General features: G+C 70.9%; 17 protein-coding genes, 1 tRNA gene and 1 riboswitch. Of the genes, 11 read left to right on the forward strand and 7 right to left on the reverse strand.

Features of this window, described 5'->3' with window-relative positions:
* Nucleotides 1-3: 3 nt before the first annotated feature.
* Together MICAU_RS32970 and MICAU_RS00525 are read right to left on the reverse strand one after the other, a co-directional pair.
* Entirely contained in the window at nucleotides 4-1,698 is a 1,695-nt protein-coding gene (locus MICAU_RS32970; RefSeq protein WP_167545737.1) for a class E sortase, read from the reverse strand.
* Nucleotides 1,695-2,501 carry a DUF881 domain-containing protein gene (locus MICAU_RS00525; protein WP_013283315.1) on the reverse strand — a complete coding sequence of 269 codons (807 nt, stop codon included), beginning with the start codon at nucleotides 2,499-2,501 and terminating at the stop codon, nucleotides 1,695-1,697. The genes MICAU_RS32970 and MICAU_RS00525 overlap by 4 nt, the downstream gene beginning before the upstream one ends.
* A gap of 230 nt (nucleotides 2,502-2,731) precedes the next feature.
* On the opposite strand from MICAU_RS00525, the gene MICAU_RS00530 reads away from it, so the two are divergent.
* The gene (locus tag MICAU_RS00530) at nucleotides 2,732-2,995 is read left to right on the forward strand and encodes a cell division protein CrgA (RefSeq protein WP_013283316.1); all 264 of its coding nucleotides are present in this window, start codon (nucleotides 2,732-2,734) and stop codon (nucleotides 2,993-2,995) included.
* A gap of 180 nt (nucleotides 2,996-3,175) precedes the next feature.
* Nucleotides 3,176-5,374: a (Fe-S)-binding protein gene (locus tag MICAU_RS00535; RefSeq protein WP_013283317.1), complete on the forward strand. Its 2,199-nt coding sequence runs from the start codon at nucleotides 3,176-3,178 to the stop codon at nucleotides 5,372-5,374.
* Nucleotides 5,375-5,441: 67 nt separating this feature from the next.
* Here MICAU_RS00535 and MICAU_RS00540 read toward each other — a convergent pair whose 3' ends face one another.
* Nucleotides 5,442-6,119 (reverse strand): GOLPH3/VPS74 family protein, encoded by a 678-nt coding sequence (locus tag MICAU_RS00540; RefSeq protein WP_244879707.1) that lies wholly within the window; start codon nucleotides 6,117-6,119, stop codon nucleotides 5,442-5,444.
* Nucleotides 6,120-6,201: 82 nt separating this feature from the next.
* Between MICAU_RS00540 and MICAU_RS00545 the strand changes: the two genes are divergently transcribed.
* From MICAU_RS00545 to MICAU_RS00555, 3 genes are all read left to right on the forward strand, one after another.
* Complete coding sequence (locus tag MICAU_RS00545) at nucleotides 6,202-7,509, forward strand: hemolysin family protein (RefSeq protein ID WP_013283319.1); 1,308 nt, start codon at nucleotides 6,202-6,204, stop codon at nucleotides 7,507-7,509.
* Nucleotides 7,502-8,506, forward strand: coding sequence for a hemolysin family protein (locus MICAU_RS00550; protein ID WP_013283320.1), 1,005 nt, complete (start codon nucleotides 7,502-7,504; stop codon nucleotides 8,504-8,506). Before MICAU_RS00545 ends, MICAU_RS00550 begins: the two co-directional genes overlap by 8 nt.
* Before the next feature lie 170 nt (nucleotides 8,507-8,676).
* Nucleotides 8,677-9,687, forward strand: a complete 1,011-nt coding sequence (locus tag MICAU_RS00555) for a C40 family peptidase (protein ID WP_013283321.1) — start codon at nucleotides 8,677-8,679, stop codon at nucleotides 9,685-9,687.
* A 70-nt stretch (nucleotides 9,688-9,757) separates the two neighbouring features.
* Here the strand turns inward: MICAU_RS00555 and MICAU_RS00560 are convergent, their stop codons facing one another.
* Nucleotides 9,758-11,791 carry an N-acetylmuramoyl-L-alanine amidase gene (locus MICAU_RS00560; protein WP_013283322.1) on the reverse strand — a complete coding sequence of 678 codons (2,034 nt, stop codon included), beginning with the start codon at nucleotides 11,789-11,791 and terminating at the stop codon, nucleotides 9,758-9,760.
* A 238-nt stretch (nucleotides 11,792-12,029) separates the two neighbouring features.
* Nucleotides 12,030-12,164: riboswitch (cyclic di-AMP (ydaO/yuaA leader) on the forward strand.
* A 13-nt stretch (nucleotides 12,165-12,177) separates the two neighbouring features.
* Here MICAU_RS00560 and MICAU_RS00565 point away from each other — a divergent pair.
* The gene (locus MICAU_RS00565) at nucleotides 12,178-13,209 is read left to right on the forward strand and encodes a C40 family peptidase (protein ID WP_013283323.1); all 1,032 of its coding nucleotides are present in this window, start codon (nucleotides 12,178-12,180) and stop codon (nucleotides 13,207-13,209) included.
* 64 nt (nucleotides 13,210-13,273) lie between these two features.
* On the opposite strand, the gene dcd is transcribed toward MICAU_RS00565, so the two are convergent.
* Nucleotides 13,274-13,852, reverse strand: a complete 579-nt coding sequence (gene dcd, locus MICAU_RS00570) for a dCTP deaminase (RefSeq protein WP_013283324.1) — start codon at nucleotides 13,850-13,852, stop codon at nucleotides 13,274-13,276.
* A 78-nt stretch (nucleotides 13,853-13,930) separates the two neighbouring features.
* Between dcd and MICAU_RS00575 the strand changes: the two genes are divergently transcribed.
* Nucleotides 13,931-14,476: a pyridoxamine 5'-phosphate oxidase family protein gene (locus MICAU_RS00575; RefSeq protein WP_013283325.1), complete on the forward strand. Its 546-nt coding sequence runs from the start codon at nucleotides 13,931-13,933 to the stop codon at nucleotides 14,474-14,476.
* Nucleotides 14,477-14,545: 69 nt separating this feature from the next.
* On the opposite strand, the gene MICAU_RS00580 is transcribed toward MICAU_RS00575, so the two are convergent.
* A complete protein-coding gene (locus tag MICAU_RS00580; protein WP_013283326.1) occupies nucleotides 14,546-15,538 on the reverse strand; it encodes a zinc metalloprotease in 993 nt (330 codons plus the stop codon).
* 244 nt (nucleotides 15,539-15,782) lie between these two features.
* Between MICAU_RS00580 and MICAU_RS00585 the strand changes: the two genes are divergently transcribed.
* From MICAU_RS00585 to MICAU_RS00605, 4 genes are all read left to right on the forward strand, one after another.
* Nucleotides 15,783-15,856 (forward strand) — tRNA-Gly (locus tag MICAU_RS00585).
* A gap of 489 nt (nucleotides 15,857-16,345) precedes the next feature.
* Nucleotides 16,346-16,765, forward strand: coding sequence for a hypothetical protein (locus tag MICAU_RS00595; protein ID WP_013283328.1), 420 nt, complete (start codon nucleotides 16,346-16,348; stop codon nucleotides 16,763-16,765).
* A gap of 87 nt (nucleotides 16,766-16,852) precedes the next feature.
* Nucleotides 16,853-17,371, forward strand: coding sequence for an SRPBCC family protein (locus MICAU_RS00600; protein WP_157547392.1), 519 nt, complete (start codon nucleotides 16,853-16,855; stop codon nucleotides 17,369-17,371).
* Nucleotides 17,372-17,382: 11 nt separating this feature from the next.
* The gene (locus MICAU_RS00605) at nucleotides 17,383-17,625 is read left to right on the forward strand and encodes a bacteriocin immunity protein (RefSeq protein WP_013283329.1); all 243 of its coding nucleotides are present in this window, start codon (nucleotides 17,383-17,385) and stop codon (nucleotides 17,623-17,625) included.
* A 60-nt stretch (nucleotides 17,626-17,685) separates the two neighbouring features.
* On the opposite strand, the gene MICAU_RS00610 is transcribed toward MICAU_RS00605, so the two are convergent.
* Entirely contained in the window at nucleotides 17,686-18,423 is a 738-nt protein-coding gene (locus tag MICAU_RS00610; RefSeq protein ID WP_013283330.1) for a hypothetical protein, read from the reverse strand.
* Between the last annotated feature and the right edge of the window lie 35 nt (nucleotides 18,424-18,458).

Consider the following 18,458-nt stretch of genomic DNA (forward strand, 5'->3'; position numbering starts at 1 on the left):
GGCTCACGCCTCCAACTCGGCCGGGCGGCCCGCCGACTTGGCCTGCGTGTGGTCCAGCCGGGCGTGGATGATCAGCCGCTGGTAGTTGTCGAACTTCGGGTTGCAGGTGGTGAGCGTGAGCAGCTTCTCGGTGGCCTTCGCCTCCGGCTTGCCCGGCACCGGCGCGACCACCTCCACCTGGGACGGCTTGACGATCCGCTGCTGGTAGACCCGGTAGACGAGCCAGTCGGTCCTGGTCTCGACCACTATGGCGTCGCCGGTCTTCAGCTCGTCCAGCCGCCAGAACGTGGAGCGGATGCGGTGACCGGCGACGGAGAAGTTGCCCACCTCGCCGGGCATGGCGCTGTCCGGGTAGTGGCCCGGGGCGTACCGGATGTCCTCCGGGCTGACCCCCTCGACCACCACCCAGTGCTTGTCGAACTTGGGGATGTAGAGGCCGGCGACCGGCCTGCCCTCCGCCGGTGGCTTCGGCTTCACCGTCGGCCCGGTGGTCGGGCCGACGGTCGGGTCCGCCGCCGCGTCCCACTCCTGGGCGAGCTGGCTGTTCAGGTCACTCTGGTGGGCCTCGACGATGACCGCCTTGCCCCAGATCTCGTACCCGGCGAAGAGAAGCACCACCAGCCCGAAGGTGATCAGCAGCTCGCCGGTGCCCCGCACGACGGTGCGCAGCCGGGAGCCGACGGTGGGGCGGGTCAGCTCGGAGTAGACGCTGCGGTACCCGTCGCCGGTCTGCTCGGGCCGCAGCTGCACCACCCGCTCGCCGCGCCGAGGGCGGGGCGGCTCGGCGGGCGGCTCCGCGCCGCCGTCGCCGTCGCCGGTGTCAGGCGCCGGGGGCACCGCGCCCATCAGCCCGGTGGCGTCCAGGTGGGGGTCCGCGGGTGGGCGGGTGACGGCGGGCAGCACCGTCGTCGCTCCGGGGTCGGCCGGAGGGTTCCGGTCCGCGCCGGCCGGCCCGCCGAGAGGGGGTACGCCGGGCGGCCGTCCCTCACCCCCCGCCGGTCGGCGACCGTCCTCCGGCGGGCGTCCGCCGGCCTCCCACGGGCGGGTGCCGTTCTGCGGTGGCTGTCCACCGCGACCACCGCGCTCGGGCGGGATCGCCCCACCTGTGGAATGGCGGACGGCGTACTGCTGCCCCGCCGGTCCGTACCCCTCCGGTCGCGACTGGCGCTCGCCCGGCCGGTGTGCGACGTCGCCGGGTGCGGCCGGGCGCATCCCGGGAGCGGGACCACCCCGGGGCGCCGCTCCGTGGGGCGCGGGGCCGTTCTGCGCAGGCCCGTGGGGCGCGGGGCCGTTCTGCGTAGGGCCGTGGTGTCCGGCGCCCTGGTGCGCCGGGCCGGCCGGGTGGGGCGTACCCCTGGGGGGAAGCTCGCTCGCCGGGGGGCGGAACCGGGGGTCGGCCTCGGGGCGGGAGGCGCTCGCCGGTTGATGCGCCTGACTGCCCGGCCACGGCGGCGGCGGAGCGACCGGCGGGGCGGTCCGTGGCGGGGCGGACGGCGGTTGGCCGGTCCGTGACGGCGCGGGCTGGCGGGTGTCCGGGTCGCGTCGGGCCGGGGCGGTGTGGGCCGGACCGGCGTCGGGCCAGGGCAGGTGGAGCGGCTGTGGCGACGCCGGGGCCGGACGCTCGACCCGGGGGAGGAACGCTGTCGGCTCCTCCTGGCGGTCGTGGCCGGTGCGTTCCCGGGGGTCGCCGCCGGTCACCGGGGCACCGTCGCCGATTGCAACGCGGTGGAGTCCTCGAACGCCGGCACGGTGACGGTGGAGACGCGCTCGACGTACCCGAGTTGGTAGTGGTCGGCCACTTCCTTGAACACCCGCACTCCCTCAGAGGCGGCGAGCGCCCGCTGGAGTTCCGCGGGATCGCCGATTGCCACGATCTTGAAAGGAGGGGAGTACACCCGGCCGTGCAGCAGCAGGGTGTTACCGACGCAGCGTACCGCGCTGGTGCTCAGCACGCGGACGTTCATGATTGACATGGCCTCCGCGCCGCCGGCCCAGAGCGCGTTGACGACCGCCTGGACGTCGCCCTGGTGCACCACCAGGTCGTCGTTGCTGGCGCCCTTCGGCAGCGGCTGGTCGGGCCGGCGGTCGGCGTCGTTCAGCTCGACAGTCACGCCGCTGCCGGTGAGCGCTGTGAACCCGGCGCCCTGCCGGCTGGCGGCGGCCCGGTCCCGCTCGGTCTTGATCGGCCCGTCGGCGCCGGCGAGCGCTTCGGTCTGCTCCTCCACCTCGGCCCGGAGTCGGGCGGCCTTCGCCTCGCTGGCGGCGACCTCCTCGCGGCGGTCCTCGATCAGCTGGGTCAGCTGAGGCCGGCGGTCCTCACGCAGGGAGGTGCCGCCCGCGGTGGTGGCGGTGGTGGTGAACAGCAGACCGGCCGCGGCGGCGATCAGGGGTACGCCGACGGACCAGCCGGGGCGGCGCTGGCGTGCGCGCCGGGGCAGCAGGGCGGCTGCCGCGCGGCGGAGGACCTTCTGCCAGGAGGCGGCGCCGGACGTGTACTCCACCGGGCGTTCCCTTTCCCGTCGTCTCGTTCCGGCCCGCGCCGGTGCGAGCCGACCTGCTCGACCCGGAAAGTCCGCTCTTTCCGGTTACTGAGTGCACCGGCCTGGCCCCATTCGTGGCCTGGACGGTCCGTCCGGACTACGCTAGCTGTCGAACATTATTGGCCATGGACCGTCGCCCTCGCGCCCGGTTGTCAGGCCGGACGAGGTCGTACCCCCCTCTGGAGAGCGTCGTGCCCAAGTCTCAGGTCCGCAAGAAGAAGGTGTACACCCCGCCGACGGACGTACGTCCGACGGCGACGGCGTCGACGCGCAAGCCTAGCCCGATCTGGCTGCCGGTCACGGCGGTCACGCTGATCGTGGCGGGCATCGGCTGGCTGGTGCTCTACTACCTGTCCGAGCAGGCGTACCCGGTCGCCAGCTGGGGTTACTGGAACCTCGCCGTGGGCTTCGGCGCGATGGTCTCGTCGCTGATCCTGCTCTCCCGCTGGCGCTGATCCGGCGCTGCCCCACCCCGGCGTAGGTCACGCCACGCCGCCCCTGCCCGGCGCTTCGGCGCCGGTCCACCTAAGGTGTGCGCAGGGCGGCGTGGCCTGGTGCGAGAAGACTCACGTTACTGCTGGGTAACCTTGCGCGTAGGCTGCACGGACAAAGCAGCAGACCGGGAGGCCAACTCGATGGGCAGCGTCCAGATCGTCACCACGATCCTCGCGGCCGCCATCACCGCCGTTGCGGTGTGGCTTGCGGTGCGCGCGGTCATGAAGATGACCGCCGTCATCCGGCTCGGCCAGCCCGCGCCGGAGCGGTTCGGCGACAAGGGCGCGCGTACGAAGAAGATGCTGGTGGAGACCGCCGGTCACACCCGCATGCTCAAGTGGAGCGTGGTCGGCGCCGCCCACTGGTTCGTGATGGTCGGCTTCATCGTGCTGTCGCTGCTGGTGCTGGAGGCCTACTTCGAGGTCGTCTCCACCGGCGGTGGGCTGCCGATCATCGGGCACTGGACGATCTTCGGTCTGGTCACCGAGTGGATCGGCATCCTCGGCCTGGTCGGCATCCTGGTGCTGATGGCGATCCGGCTGCGCAACCGGCCCGGCCGCGCGGAGAACCGCTCCCGGTTCACCGGCTCGACCATGTGGCAGGGCTACTTCGTCGAGTGGGTCGTCCTGTTGGTCCTGATCTTCGGGTTCGTGATCCGGGGCTTCAAGGTCGCCACCGACCACTTCGAGTACCCGGTCTGGGCCGCCCCGCTCAGCCACGCGGTCGGCTCGGTCCTCCCGGACTGGGAGGCGGGCGTCAGCGTCGCCGCGCTCATCAAGATCGCCATTTCGATGACCTGGCTCATCGTGATCTCGCTGAACGTCACCATGGGCGTGGCCTGGCACCGCTTCCTGGCCTTCCCGAACATCTTCTTCAAGCGCGACCCGGAGAAGCCGGCCGGTTCCGGCCTGGGCCCGCTGCGCCCGATGACCAGCGAGGGCAAGCCGCTGGACTTCGAGGAGGCCGACCCGGAGAAGGACCAGTTCGGTGTCGCCCAGGTCGAGCAGTTCACCTGGAAGGGCCTGCTCGACTTCAGCACCTGCACCGAGTGCGGTCGCTGCCAGTCGCAGTGCCCCGCCTGGAACACCGGCAAGCCGCTGTCGCCGAAGCTGCTGGTGCTGAGCCTGCGTGACCACGCGTACGCCAAGGCGCCGTACCTGCTGGCCGGTGGCGGCAAGGACCTCACCGGCGAGGAGAAGGCCACGCAGGAGCAGCTGGCCGGCGTGGACGTGCTGGCCATGGCCGAGGCGGACCGGCCGCTGATCGGCACCGCCGAAGAGGGCGGTGTCATCGACCCGGACGTACTCTGGTCCTGCACCACCTGCGGCGCCTGCGTCGAGCAGTGCCCGGTCGACATCGAGCACGTGGACCACATCGTCGACATGCGCCGCTACCAGGTGCTGATCGAGTCGAGCTTCCCGTCCGAGGCCGGCGTCATGCTCCGCAACCTGGAGAACAAGGGCAACCCGTGGGGCGCCCCGCAGAACACCCGCGAGGACTGGACCAAGGGCCTCGGGTTCGAGGTGCCGCGCGTCGGCGAGGTCGACGACTTCGAGTACCTCTTCTGGGTCGGCTGCGCCGGCGCGTTCGAGGACCGGGCCAAGAAGACCACCCGCGCGGTCGCCACGCTGCTGAACGAGGCGGGCGTCAAGTTCGCCATCCTCGGCGAGGGCGAGACCTGCTCCGGCGACCCGGCGCGCCGCATCGGCAACGAGTTCGTCTTCCAGATGCTGGCCCAGCAGAACGTCGAGACGCTGAACGAGGCGTTCGAGGGCCGGGAGAAGAGCAAGCGCAAGATCGTCGCCACCTGCCCGCACTGCTTCAACACCCTGGGCAACGAGTACGGCCAGCTCGGCGGCGAGTTCGAGGTGGTGCACCACACCCAGCTGCTGGCCCACCTGGTCAGCGCCGGCAAGCTCACCCCGGTGCAGCCGGTCGACGGCGGCGTGACCTACCACGACCCGTGCTACCTGGGCCGCCACAACCGGATCTTCGCCGCCCCGCGCGAGGTGCTCGGCGACTCGATCCAGGGCGAGCTGACCGAGATGCCGCGTAACAGCGAGCGCTCCTTCTGCTGCGGCGCCGGCGGCGCCCGGATGTGGATGGAGGAGAAGATCGGTAAGCGGATCAACGTGGACCGGGTCGAGGAGGCCATGTCCACCGGGGCGAAGACCATCGCGGTCGGCTGCCCGTTCTGCTCGACGATGCTCAACGACGGCGTGAACGGCAAGGGCGCGGGCGAGCAGGTCGAGGTGGTCGACGTGGCGAGCGTGCTGCTGCGCTCGGTCAAGCCGGAGGCCCCGGCCGGTGAGCCGGAGGTCGCGCCGACCGCGAGCTGAGGCGTACCCCGGCAGGAAGCCGGACCACGACGGCGGCGGCACCCGAGCGGTGCCGCCGCCGTCGCCTTCAGCTGGTCGTGGTGGTCATGATGGCGGCGCTCGTCCCGGCCGTCATCGCGACCATAAGCGCGGCCTGCATCTCCTCGATCGCCTTCTTGACGGCGGCCGATGCCCAGTCACCGGCGGCGATCTCGTCGATGCGCGCCTTGACCCGCTCCTTTGGCAGCTCGCGGAAGATCTTGCGGTCCAGGCCGACCGCGCGGGTCAGCGTGAGCAGCGCGGCGGTCCGGGCGTCGACCGGGCCGTCGCCGGTGAGCGCCGCAGCCATCCGCTCTCGGGCCGCCGTCTCCACCGCCGGCTCCGCGCCGGTCGGCGAGGGATAGCGGGTACGCGGGAAGACCAGCAGCACCCGGTCGGACTCCCGGCGCAGGACCCCGGCGTCGACGAGCCCGCCGAGCACCCGCTCCGGCAGGCCCTTGGCGAGTTTGCCGATCCAGTCCTTCGGCTTGCGGGGGCGGCCCGATCCGACAGTCGTCAGCGCCTCGTCGAGCAGCGGCACGCCGGTCGGGGTGGGGTCGGTGACGACGAGCCGCTTGTCCGCCACCTCCACCCGGCCGGCCAGGGCCAGTTCCAGCAGCACCGCCCCGGCGAGGCCGTAGCCGAGGTGCGGACTGCCGAGCCGGTTCGTGCCGCCGTCGTCGTACGCGAGCAGGACCAGTTCGTCGGTGAGCAGCAGACCGTCCATGCGCACCACGCTACGGGGGGTCCGCCATCGGCGCGCGCGTGCCACAATCACGCGCATCGACGGCCTTCTGCTTCTGACGCTGTTGCCCCTGGTCGGTTTCGTGCTGCTGACCGCCGGCAACGCCTTCTTCGTCGCGGCCGAGTTCGCCCTGGTCACCGTCGACCGGGCGGAGATCGACAGGCGGGCCGACGAGGGCGACGGCCGGGCCGCCACGGTACGCCGCGCGCTGCGTGAGCTGTCCTTCCAGCTCTCCGGCGCGCAGCTCGGCATCACGCTCACCGCGTTGCTCACCGGCTACCTGGCCGAGCCCGCCCTGGCCCGGCTCTTCGCGCCGCTGCTGCACTCGCTCGGCGGCGCGGAACGCTTCTCCGGCCTGCTCGCGCTGGCGCTGGCCACGCTCATCTCGATGCTGTTCGGCGAGCTGGTGCCGAAGAACCTGGCGCTGGCCCGCCCGATGCCCGCGGCGCTCGCCACCGCCGCGCCGATGCGGGCCTTCTCCCGCACCTTCGGCTGGCTGATCCGGCTGCTGAACGAATCAGCGAACCGGCTGGTGCGCCGCCTCGGCGTGGAGCCGCAGGAGGAGCTGGCGAGCGCCCGGTCCCCGGAGGAGCTGGGCCTGCTCGCCGCCATCTCGGCCCGGGCCGGCGCGCTGCCGCCGGACACCGCGATGCTGCTGCGCCGCACCATCCGCTTCGGCGACAAGCGGGCCGCCGAGGCGATGACGCCCCGGGTGGACGTGACCGCGTTGCGCGCCACCACGACTGTGGCGGAGTTGCTGGAGGCGTCCCGGCGGACCGGCCGGACCCGGTTCCCGGTCTACGAGGAGACGCTCGACCTGGTCACCGGCGTCGCCGGGGTGCCCGACGCGCTGGGGGTGCCGCTGGCCCGCCGCGCGGCCACCACTGTCGCCGCCGTGGCCCGGGAACCGGTGTACGTCCCGGAGAGCCTGAACCTGAACGGGGTGCTGGCCGCGCTCAAGGCCGCCGGGGCGGACCTGGCGATCGTGGTGGACGAGTACGGCGGCACCGACGGCGTGGTGACGGTGGAGGATCTGGTCGAGGAACTGGTCGGGGAGATCGCCGACGAGTTCGACCCGGACGCGGTGGACGGCTTCGGGCCGGTGGAGCTGACGGTGCCCGGCGGCGAGCGCACAGTCCTGACCGACGGCGTGCTGCGCGCCGACGAACTGGTCGAGCAGACCGGGTTCCGGCTGCCCGACGGGCCGTACGAGACGCTCGGCGGGTTCCTCATGGCGCGGCTCGGCCACATCCCGGTGCCGGGCGAGGCGGTCGACGAGGCCGGGTACGAGTTCACTGTGGTGGAGGTCGACCGGCACCGGATCGAGCAGGTGCGGGTGGTACGCCCCGAGGAGCCCGACGGCGGTGCCTGAACTACTCGTCGCGGTGGGGTTGCTGCTCGGCAACGCGTTCTTCGTGGGCAGCGAGTTCGCGCTGATCGCGTCCCGCCGTACGGTCATCGAACCGCTGGCGGCGACGTCGAAGCGGGCCCGGCTGGCGCTGGCGGCCATGAACCAGATCCCGCTGATGATCGCCGGGGCGCAGCTCGGCATCACCGTCTGCTCGCTCGGCCTCGGCGCGATCGCCGAGCCGGCGCTGGCGCACCTGCTGGAGCCGGCGTTCGCCGCGCTGGGGCTGCCCGCCTCGGCGGTGCACCCGGTGTCGTTCGTCATCGCGCTCGCGGTGGTGGTGTTCCTGCACACGGTGGTCGGCGAGATGGTGCCGAAGAACATCACGCTCGCCGGGCCGGAGCCGTCGGCGCTCTGGCTCGGCCCGGCCATGCTGGCGTTCTGCCTGGCCACCAAGCCGCTGCTGCTGGCGATGAAGTGGGCGTCCCGGCAGGTGCTGCGGTGGTGGCGGGTGGAGGCGACCGATGCGGTGAAGACCGTGTTCACCGCCGAGGAACTGGCCGGGCTGGTGTCCCAGGCGCGTACCGAGGGGTTGCTGGACGCCGAGGAGCACGCCCGGATCACCGGCGCGCTGGCCCTGCACAGCCGTACCGCGGCGGACGCGCTGCAACCCTGGTCCACGGTGACCACGGTGGCCGAGGACGTCTCACCGGCGTCGCTGGAGGTGCTGGCGACCCGTACCGGCCGGTCCCGCTTCCCGGTGGTGCAGCGGGCCACCCGCCGGGTGCTCGGTTTCGTGCACGTCAAGGACGTGCTCGGGTACGCCGGGGCGAGCCGCCGCGCGCCCGTGCCGGCCGAGATCTACCGGCCGCTGGCGGTGGTGCCGCCGGACCGTACGCTCGCCGATCTGCTGCTGGCGATGCGCCGCGAACGCCGCCACATGGTGCTGGTCAGCGACGGACGCAGGCCGATGGGTGTGGTGACGCTCGACGACGTATTGACAGCCATCGTCGGAAGATGAATTGAATACCCTTGGTGTGCAACCGATTGCGGATACGTGATTGAACAAAGGGTCGCCTTGATTCCATCGGACGCCTTCCCTAATGTGAGGCACCGACCGCTGTGGGTCGTCTGCCTCGACCTTCCCTCTCGCGAGGCGCCCGGCGGTCGGTTGCAAAGGAGTCCGTGCCGGTGGCAACCACGCCCCCTCAACGTCACGCCCCGAGCGCTCCACCCGGCCGGCGGGCCGGGTTCCGACGGGTGGTACACGGTCTGGTCACCCTGGTCGCGGCCGCCGCGGTCGGCGCCGGAATGCTGACCGCCCCGGCGCACGCGGCGCCGTCGGTGGACGAGATCGACGCGCAGATCGACAAGCAGTGGCAGCAGCTCGAACCCACCATCGAGCAGTTCAACAAGGTCCGCTCGCAGCTTCGCGCCAACCAGAAGAAGTCCAAGGCGCTGAAGGACAAGATGGTGCCGCTGGAGCTGGCCTCCACGCTCGCCATGAACAAGGTCGGCGACATCGCGGCCCGCTACTACATCCAGGGCCCGTCGCAGGAGCTGGGTGCGCTGCTGGTGAACTCCAAGCCGGGCGCGCTGGCCGAGCAGCTGGTCATGCTGGACCGGATCGCCGAGGACCAGCGCCGCCAGATCGCCGGTGTGCTCAAGGTGCGCGACGAGTACAACAAGCAGAAGGAGAAGCTCGACGCGCTGATCGCGCTGGAGATCAAGCAGCAGAACGATCTCGCGGCGAAGAAGAAGCAGATCGACTCGGAGATCAAGCGGCTGACCGCCATGCTGCCGGTGACCTCGATCCGCCCGGCAGGCTGCCCCGCCGTCGACGGCGTGGTGAGCAGCGCCGCGCGGACCGCCATCAAGACGGCGTGCGCCCAGGTCGGTGACCCGTACGTGTGGGGCGCCACCGGCCCGAACTCGTTCGACTGCTCCGGTCTCACCCAGTACGCGTACAAGGCGGCGGGCATCTCGCTGACCCACTTCACCGGCGCGCAGTGGAACGAGGGCCGCAGGATCTCCCGCTCCGAGGCCCGCCCCGGTGACCTGGTGTTCTTCGGCTCCGACCTGCACCACGTCGGGCTCTATCTCGGCAACGGGGTGATGGTGCACGCGCCACGTACCGGCAAACCGGTCCAGGTGTCGAGCATCAGCACGATGCCGATCGCCGGCTTCGTCCGGGTCGCCTGATCCGGAACCCTGGCAGCGAGAAGGCCCCCGGTCCACGCGGACCGGGGGCCTTCCCGTGTGCGGTGCCGGGTCAGCGCGGCGCGCCGACCGGGGACGGCAGGATCAGCACGTCGTCCAGGTTCACGAACATGATCCGGTGACCGAACTGGACCTGCACGTAGCGGTTCTCGCCGCGGACCACGGTCCGGTCACCCGGTGCCGAACCGTCGAACGAGACCGCCCGGTAGTACTCGCCGGGCAGCACCCCGCCCACCGCGTACCGCTGGCCGGCGGCGAACGTGTACTGAAGCGGCGAGATGGTCTGGTACGGGATGGTGTCCGGGTAGGCGGCCTGCTCCGGGTAGGCCCGCCCGTACACCGGGATGGTGGCCTTGCCGGGCCGCGGCGTCACGACGAAGCCGGTGGCCCACTTGGCCGTCGGCGCGGAGGCCGGGTTGAGGAACCACGCCTTCTGGCCGAGGTACCAGATCGCCGTCCAGTCGCCCTGGCGGCCGGCGAGCGCGTACGTCTGACCGGCGGAGGCGCGGGCGCCGTGGTCGGAGATGTACATGGTGTCCGGCGTGCCGTCCGGGCGCAGCCCGAGGTCGTTGACGAGCGGGGCGTCCGGGCTCGGCGCGGTCCGCAGGATCACCGACGAGGAGCCGCGCGACGGGCACGGTTCGGCCGGCGGCCGGGGCGTCGGGACGCCCGGCGGCTGCTGGTTGCAGCCGAAGAACGCCGGCCGGTTGGTGGCGAAGTCCGGGTCGATGGTGACCAGGCCGGTACGGGGCGTGCCGGTGCTGCGGAACGGCGCCTTCATCAGGTCGAAGTAGTGCGACCAGTCCCAGTACGGTCCCGGATCCCAGTGCATGCCGCCCACCGCGCCGGCGTTGATGCCGGGCACGTTGTCGTGGCCGATGATGTGCTGCCGGTCCATCGGGATGCCGAGCTTCAGCGCCAGGTGACGCACCAGCTTGGCGGAGGTGCGGTACATCGCCTCGGTGTACCAGGTGCCCTGACCGGCGAAGCCCTCGTGCTCCAGGCCGATGGACTTGGCGTTGACGTACCAGTTGCCGGCGTGCCAGCCCACGTCCTTGGTCTTGATGTGCTGGGCGATGTAGCCGTCCACCGAGCGCAGCGTGTAGTGCCAGCCCAGGTAGTCGGCCCGCTTCACCAGGTCGACACTCGGGCCGAAGTAGCCCTCGGTGTCGTGGATGACGATGTACTCGATCTTCTGCTGCTTCGGCCGGTCGCCCAGGTCGTGGTTGCCGTAGTCGCCCGGGTCGTCGCTGAGCTGCTCGTACGGCGCGGGGATCCACTCGCAGGCCAGCCGCACCGGGCACTCCAGCCCGTCCGGTCGCTCGGCGTTGCGCAGGCCCAGGCGGGCCAGCCGGGAACGGTCCGGCTTCGCGGCGGTGGCGGCGAGCGTGACCCGCTGGCCGTCGTCGGTGGTCCGGCTGGCGCCCTGGCCGAGTTGGTCGTAGACCTCGTCGGCGAAGGCCGCCGCGGCGTCGGAGGTGTCCGCGCCGGAGTACCGGGCCACCGCGCCGTACCAGGCCGCCGGGTCGGTGCCGGCGCCGACCGGCCCACCCAGAGCCTTCTGGTACGACGCCAGCAGCGCGGCGCCACCGCGGATGTTCGCGGCCGGCTCGGTGCGCAGCGTGCCCGCGTCGAGCCCGGTGAGCGCGGCGGCGGCGTCGAGCGTCTGGAGCGAGGCCGGCGGCAGCGGGGTCTCCCGCTTCGGTGCGGCCGCGGTGGCCGGATCGAGCTTCAGCGGCCGGGAGTCGTCGCCGCGCGGGTCCTCGTCCTCGTCGACGTGGGCGCTGCCCGGCATGGCGAGGATGTGCGCGGCGTCGGTCAGGTGCATCGGGCCGTAGCCGCCGCTGGTGCTCGGCTGCCCGGTGTGGGTGTCCCAGCGGGACTCCAGATAGGAGACACCGAGCAGCACGTTCTGCGGTACGCCGTACTCGGCCGCGGCGGCGGCGTATTGTTGTTGCCGGTCGCTCGCGGGCGCGGACGTGTCCGGCGCGGCTGTCACCGGGCCGGTCGTCGCCAGCGCGGTGGCTGTCGCCACTGCGGCGGCGAGCAGTATCCGTCTGCCCGACGGCGGGGCGGAGAGGTGCATCGAACCTCCTGGACAGGGATGGGGGTCACTGCGTTTCCACCCTCACTCCGCACACCCGCGAGGGTCAATACCTTTCCAGTGAGTAATCAGCCTTGAAAGAAAATTTCACCTCCGACCGAGGTGCGGCGCCTCATCGCGTACGGAGTGTCACGGCGCTGGAAGTTGCGGATCGATAACGGTGGTCCCTACTCTGGTGAATCGTCGGCCGCACGTCTCACCGTCCAACCCGGTCGGTGACGGTCCGACACCGCCGAGTCGCCTCCGGGCGAGCCGGGGAACCAGGTACCTGGGGTGAATCCGCAGCGATGCGGTAGGGCGGCTCCCTTCCCGCCCGAATCCGTCAGCTAACCCGGTAGGCGGTACGGAAGAAGGAGTACGGACGCCCGGTGGCACTCCATGCCCCGCGGCCGTCGTCGAGCCGGTCGGTCGACCGGTCCACGGCTGTGCCGCGTACCCGCTGGTCCCGCTTCACCACAGCCCTCGCCGCTCTCGTCGGCACCGCAGTCATCCTGACCGGCGGCGCCACGGCGGCACACGCCGAACCCTCGGTCGCCGAGATCGAGGCGCAGATCGACCGCGACTGGAACAAACTCGAACCGGTCATCGAACAGGTCAACGCCGTACGCGAGCAGCTCGCCGCGCGGCGCAAGCAGGCCGACGCGCTCGGCCGGCAGATCGCACCCCTCCAGGCCCGGGTGGACGCCGCGCTCGGCCAGGTCGGCGGACTCGCCGCCGACGCCTACAAGGGTGACAACCTCTCCACCGTCAACGCGCTGCTGGGCAGCCGCTCACCCGGTGACCTGGTCAACGGCCTGGAACTGCTCGACCGCTTCGCGCACCGCCAGCACGAGCAGGTGCGCTCCGTCGCCGCGCTGCGCGACGAACTGGCGGCGAAGAAGAAGCCGCTGGACGAGATGATCGCCGGACTGGCGCGTACCGAGGCCCAGCTCGCGGCGAAGAAGAAGCAGATCGACGCCGAGATCGCCCGGCTGCAGAAGCTGCGGCTCAAGGTGTACGGCAACGGTGGCGGCGGCCCGCTGCGCCCGGCGCCCTGCCCCGCCGGTTACCCCGGTGGCGCTGCCGGAGCGGCGGTCAAGTTCGCCTGCGCCCAGATCGGCAAGATCTACGTGTGGGGCGCGGCCGGGCCGGATCACTTCGACTGCTCGGGCCTGACCCTGGCGGCCTGGGCCAAGGGCGGTGTCTCGCTGCCGCACAACGCGCGCCAGCAGCACGGCATGACGAAGCGGGTGAGCCGGGCCGAGCTGCGCGCCGGTGACCTCGTCTTCTACTACAGCGACCTGCACCACGTGGCGATGTACGTGGGCGACGGCTGGGTGGTGCACGCCTCCCAGTCCGGCAAGCCGATCACCATGAAGCGGGTCGACGACGGCGACATCAACAGCTACGGCCGGGTGTAAGGAAGGGCCCCCTCTTAACGCCTCCGGTAGAGGAGGGGGCCCTTATTAACAACTGTGGGCGCCGTCAGCGGGTCGGCCAGGTGCGCCAGCTCTGCCAGGACCGGCTCGGCGTCGGTCCGCGCTGCCCCTGGTAACGCGAGCCGTAGACGGCCGAGCCGTACGGGTGCTCGGCCGGCGAGGAGAGCCGGAAGATGCAGAGCTGGCCGATCTTCATGCCCGGCCAGAGCGTGATCGGCAGGTTCGCCACGTTCGACAGCTCCAGCGTGACGTGACCGGAGAAACCCGGGTCGATGAAGCCGGCGGTCGAGTGGGTCAGCAGCCCCAGTCGCCCGAGGCTCGACTTGCCCTCCAGCCGGCCGGCGAGCTGGTCACCCAGCGAGATCACCTCAAGGGTGGAGGCGAGCACGAACTCGCCCGGGTGCAGCACGAACGGCTGCCCCTCCGGCACCTCCACCATCGAGGTCAGGTCGTCCTGCTGGATCGACGGGTCGATGTGCGTGTAGAGGTGGTTGTTGAAGACCCGGAACAGCCGGTCCAGGCGTACGTCGATGCTCGACGGCTGCACCAACGTGGGCTCGAAGGGCTCCAGCGCGAGCGTGCCGGCCTTGATCTCGGAGACCAGGTCGCGGTCGGAGAGCAGCATCGGAACACCATAGCGACAGGTGCCGGTGACCTGCGTGTCGCACTACATCTTCGTACACGTGTTCGATAGAGTGTCCACATGGCTTCCTGGTCCGAATTCGCCGCCGACGAGCCCCGCCTCGCCGACGAGATCCGCCTCCTGATGCAGCAGTACGGGCCGGGCTTCGGCTACCTCGCCACGGTCCGCGCCGACGGCGGCCCCCGGGTCCACCCGGTCTCCCCGGTGTTCACCGCCGACGGCCTCTGGTGCTTCGTCATCGACTCGCCGAAGCGCCGCGACCTCGAACGCGACGGCCGCTACGCGCTGCACTCGTTCCCGCCGGAGGAGAGCGACGACGAGGCGTACGTGGCAGGCCGCGCCCGGCCGGTGACCGACCCCGCCACGGTGGCCCGGCTGGCCCGGATCGGCCGCGCGTCGCCGCAGGGCGACTGGCGGCTGTTCGAGTTCACCGTCGAGGCGGCGATGCTGACGCGGCGCGACCCGGTGGGGCAGCCCGGCGCCGCTCCGCCGCAGGTGCGGGTCTGGCTCGATCCGCGCGGGGCCGAACCCGCCCGGCGTGACCCGCTCGCCGCCGAAGGGCGGCGTGGCCGGCACGGCTTCGACACCCGCCGCCCGGCCGCCTGACCCGGCCCACGACGAAACGGTGCCGGCCCCGTCCGAGGACAGGGCCGGCACCGGTACGCGGTACGACGGTCAGGCTGCGCGGTAGGCGTTCCACGCGGTGAGCATGCGGCTCGCCTGGCCGGCGGTGAACTGGTACATGCAGGAGTCGTACGTGTAGTCCATGAAGTTGGTGATCGGGTCCTTGCCGGCGGTCGAGCAGGTGTCGCGGCCGGTCGGGCACTGGTACGCCGGGGACGCCTCGGCCGGGGTGTCGGAGACGCTGTCGCCCGAGCCGGAGCAGCCGCCCTGGAAGGTGTGGTAGAGGTTCAGCCAGTGGCCGACCTCGTGGGTGCCGGTGTCACCCTGGTTGTAGTTGGTCGCGGTGCCGCCGGGCAGCGACTCGTTCAGCACGACCACGCCGTCCATCTTGTCCAGCGTCCGCTTCGGGAACGTCGCCCAGCCCAGCAGGCCGTTGCTCAGCTCGCCGAGGTAGATGTTCAGCGTGTTCTTGCCGCCCTCACGCAGCGAGGTCTTCATCGAGCGCTCGGCGGAGGAGCCCTGCACGATCGGGTACCACGACGGGTTCGTCACCCGGTTGATCTTCGTGAGCTGGAACCCGAAAGCGGTGGCGGCGCCGCCGGTCGAGCCCGCGTACGACTGGTTCAGCACGGTGATCTGCTGGTTGATCATCGAGTCGGTGATGTTGCCACCGGCCCGGGTGCTGTTCTCCTGGATGACGTGCACGACGACCGGGATGGTCACGGTGGCCAGCGGGGCGACGGCGCCGGTCCGGAAGCTTGCCCGCTCGCGCTGCGCGGCGGCGAGGTCGGCCTCACGGTCACGGACCTGCTTGGCGGTCAGGTGGTTGGGGTCGAGCTTGGCGTTGCCGCCCTTCGCGACGCGCGCGTTCGCGTGTTCGTCGGCGTGGGCGTCGGCCGGCTCGGCGCAGACGCCGGCCGGGGCGGCCGAGAAGGCCGAAGCAGCGGGGACGACGCCGACGGCGGCGGTGCTGAGCAGCAGCGCGAGGGTCGACGTCGCGACACCGGCGGTACGCCGGGTCAGCAGGTTGGGACGGAGTCCCATGGGCCCACCTCTTTCTGACGGCGTGCCAGGGGGTGTGTCACGCCGGTTCGGAAACGTGGGGCAGACGTTACATCCCATCGACGCATTTGAGAACGCCCATACGTTGTCGACGTTAGTGCTTGATCCACTCCAGTTCGGGGAGGTGGCGGGGTCAACCGCCCGCCGATGCCGCCACCTCGCCGAAGTGGCGCGCGGGCACCTGGATGCACAGGGGTGGTGACCTTCAGGTAGAGTGGTGCCGCCTGCGGGTGTAGTTCAATGGCAGAACATCAGCTTCCCAAGCTGACAGTGCGGGTTCGATTCCCGTCACCCGCTCCAGCGCGAAGGCCCTGATCAGGACGAGAGTCCCGAGTCAGGGCCTTCGATATTCAGTGGCCAGCCAGCACGACCGGTGTCATTAGCGTGCCGTCACGGTCCGGCCGAGGGCTGCGGCGGTTCCCCCTGGTTGGCCGTACCGGTCGTGGTCTCCGGCTGCGGGCCCTGCTGGGCGCCGCCTGCGCCGTCGGCGTCTCGGGCTACAAGCAGAGTGACCCCACGGATGCCGCGCTCGATGATCCGCCAGGGCAGAAGCACGTCCCCCAAGCTCTTGATATCGAACGCCTTGATGATCTGCGGAGCCTGCCCAACGAGAACCTCCCCGTTGGGGAGGCGGGCCATCGCGTAGCAAAAGACGAGCCAGGTGTTACGTAGTTGTGCTGACGAGGGGGCATGCGACAGCTGGGCCCGAGGCCGGGCGCGAGGCCACTGCTTGTCGGCCGTCGTCGGTACGATCGCGCGATCCCCATCTGTTGATCAACGGAGAGAACCGTGCAACTGCGCCTGAAGTACGCGCCCGTGCCGGAGAACGCAGCCCGGTTCGCGGGCGACATCGTGGTGTCAGCGGCCCAGGTCAGCGGTGTGCACCTGGACTACACGCCGGACAGCCTGGCGGCCGTGGACGCCATCCTCGACGGCTTTCGGGCCGAGGGCCTCGCCGCTGGACAGGTGGCAGAGACTCTCTTCGGCTTCGGTTGCTATGTCGGCGAGGTGCTGACCCGGCATGCGGGTGGACGGTGGCGCGCAACGACGGCAGACGAACTGGCCGTCGTCGGATGGCCCATGGTGGTCGAGCTCGCCGGGCAGGGCTGGTGCAATCCGATCGCGAAGGCCTTCAAGCGCCTGGAGAACGGTCCGGAGGACAGCCTTCGGTACTTCTATGCCGTGTTCGCACCGGGCGGCGCCCGCTAGCGAGGGCGCGTAGCGCTGATCTCGCCCCCACCGTCGACGGGTCGACTGACACAATGCGGCGTGCGCTCGCGTCTACGGTTGATCAGGGTGACGACGACTGCGGTCCAGGTACGGGAGACGGCCACCGTCGACCTGCCGACGAGCGCGGAGGCGGCCTTCGGCTTCATGGAGGATCCGGCGTCGTTGGAGGTGCTGGACGACTCGATTGAGATCGGCGTCACTCTGCCCGGACCGAAGGGAGTCGGCGAGATCCAGGCGTTCGTGCATCGGAGCCCCGACGGTCGACTGGGGATCATGCACGAGGTCGTCGAGGTCGAACCGGGACGTCGTGCCGTCACCCGTACGTTGACTTCCGGATACTCCAGCGGCGGCGTGCTCACGGTTGTGCCGCTCGGGCCCGACTCGTGCTGTCTCACCCAGGAGTTCTGGGCGGAGCTTCCGGCAGGCGTACTGGTGGGGGTTGATGCGCAGTTGCGCCACGAGTACCGGACGTGGCTCGCGGTAGTGGTGCCGGACCTTCGCGCGGTAAGGCTGCTGATTGAAAGCAGCGCTACTTGGGCTGATCGCCGTTCGAGAGCTGAGCGGCGTGGTCGACAAAGGACGTGAGGTGCGCCGACTTGGCAGCAGAGCTGACGCGGGACGAGGCCATCGCCCTCGTCGAGCGGATCATGAGTGTCGACTACGCGGACGATGGTGAGCTGGGCGGCTGGCTGGACCAACTTGAGCGAGACCTCGCCTGCCCAGGCGGCTACGTCTCCAACCTGATCTACTGGAGCGACCCCGAGTTGACGGCTGTCGAGGTGGTTGACCGAGCCTTGGCCTACCAGCCGCTCCAGATGCGGTCCACGCCATGGACGTAGCCGTCGCGAGGGCTCCCACCGCTTGTGATGCCACGAGCATTCGGCGCGCCGTCGCGAGGGCTATTTGTCCCACCGATCGGCGTAGGGCAGGGCGAGCAGGCCAATGTAATCAAGCACGTCGCTCGACGCGTTGTGTTCCCGTAGTGGGGTCGGCGCATGTCGTATCACCCACAGCGACAGCGCGGCGCCCCACGTGTCCTCCTTGTGCCAACTCGACCAGGGGAGCCTGTCGACCACCAGGTCGTCCACCCACTCCTCCACGGCCGTGACCAGCCGTCGTCGGGCCACCGCGTCGGCCAGCGACTCCGTCCAGACAGCCAACCACGGGGTGAGCTTGCCGGTGATCTCGGCGATGAGTTCCAGGGCCTCGTGAGCGGGCACCTTCGCATCGGGCTCGACCAGGGCATGCAGCCACCAGGCGTCCAGGAACTCCCGCAGAGCGTCCCGCTGCCCCTTGGGCCATTCCTGCCAGCGGGCGGTGGTGAACAAGTACCCGAGGCTCTCCATCCCGGCCATGGGCATCACTCGGCCGGCCACGAGGCTCCTGGTCAGTTGGGGCAGGATCCGGCGTAGCAGCGGGCCGGGATAGCGCCAGTCAGTGGCCCAGTACGTGCGACGGAGCAGGTCCTCGTCGAGCGGCACGTCCGGCGTCTTCAGCAGTGCCAGTTCCTCCGCGCTGCCCCAGTGGCACTCGCAGTTGGACTCCTGCCGGTGCGCCGTCATGCCCTGGAACGTGGCGGCCGCACCCGCCAGCGCCTTCTCCAGGAGGTCGCTTACCTCAGTCCGATCGGGGATCATGGCGAATCCGCCTTCGAGGACTCCGGAGGCGTACG

The organism is Micromonospora aurantiaca ATCC 27029 (assembly GCF_000145235.1).
Classification (GTDB): Bacteria; Actinomycetota; Actinomycetes; order Mycobacteriales; family Micromonosporaceae; genus Micromonospora; species Micromonospora aurantiaca.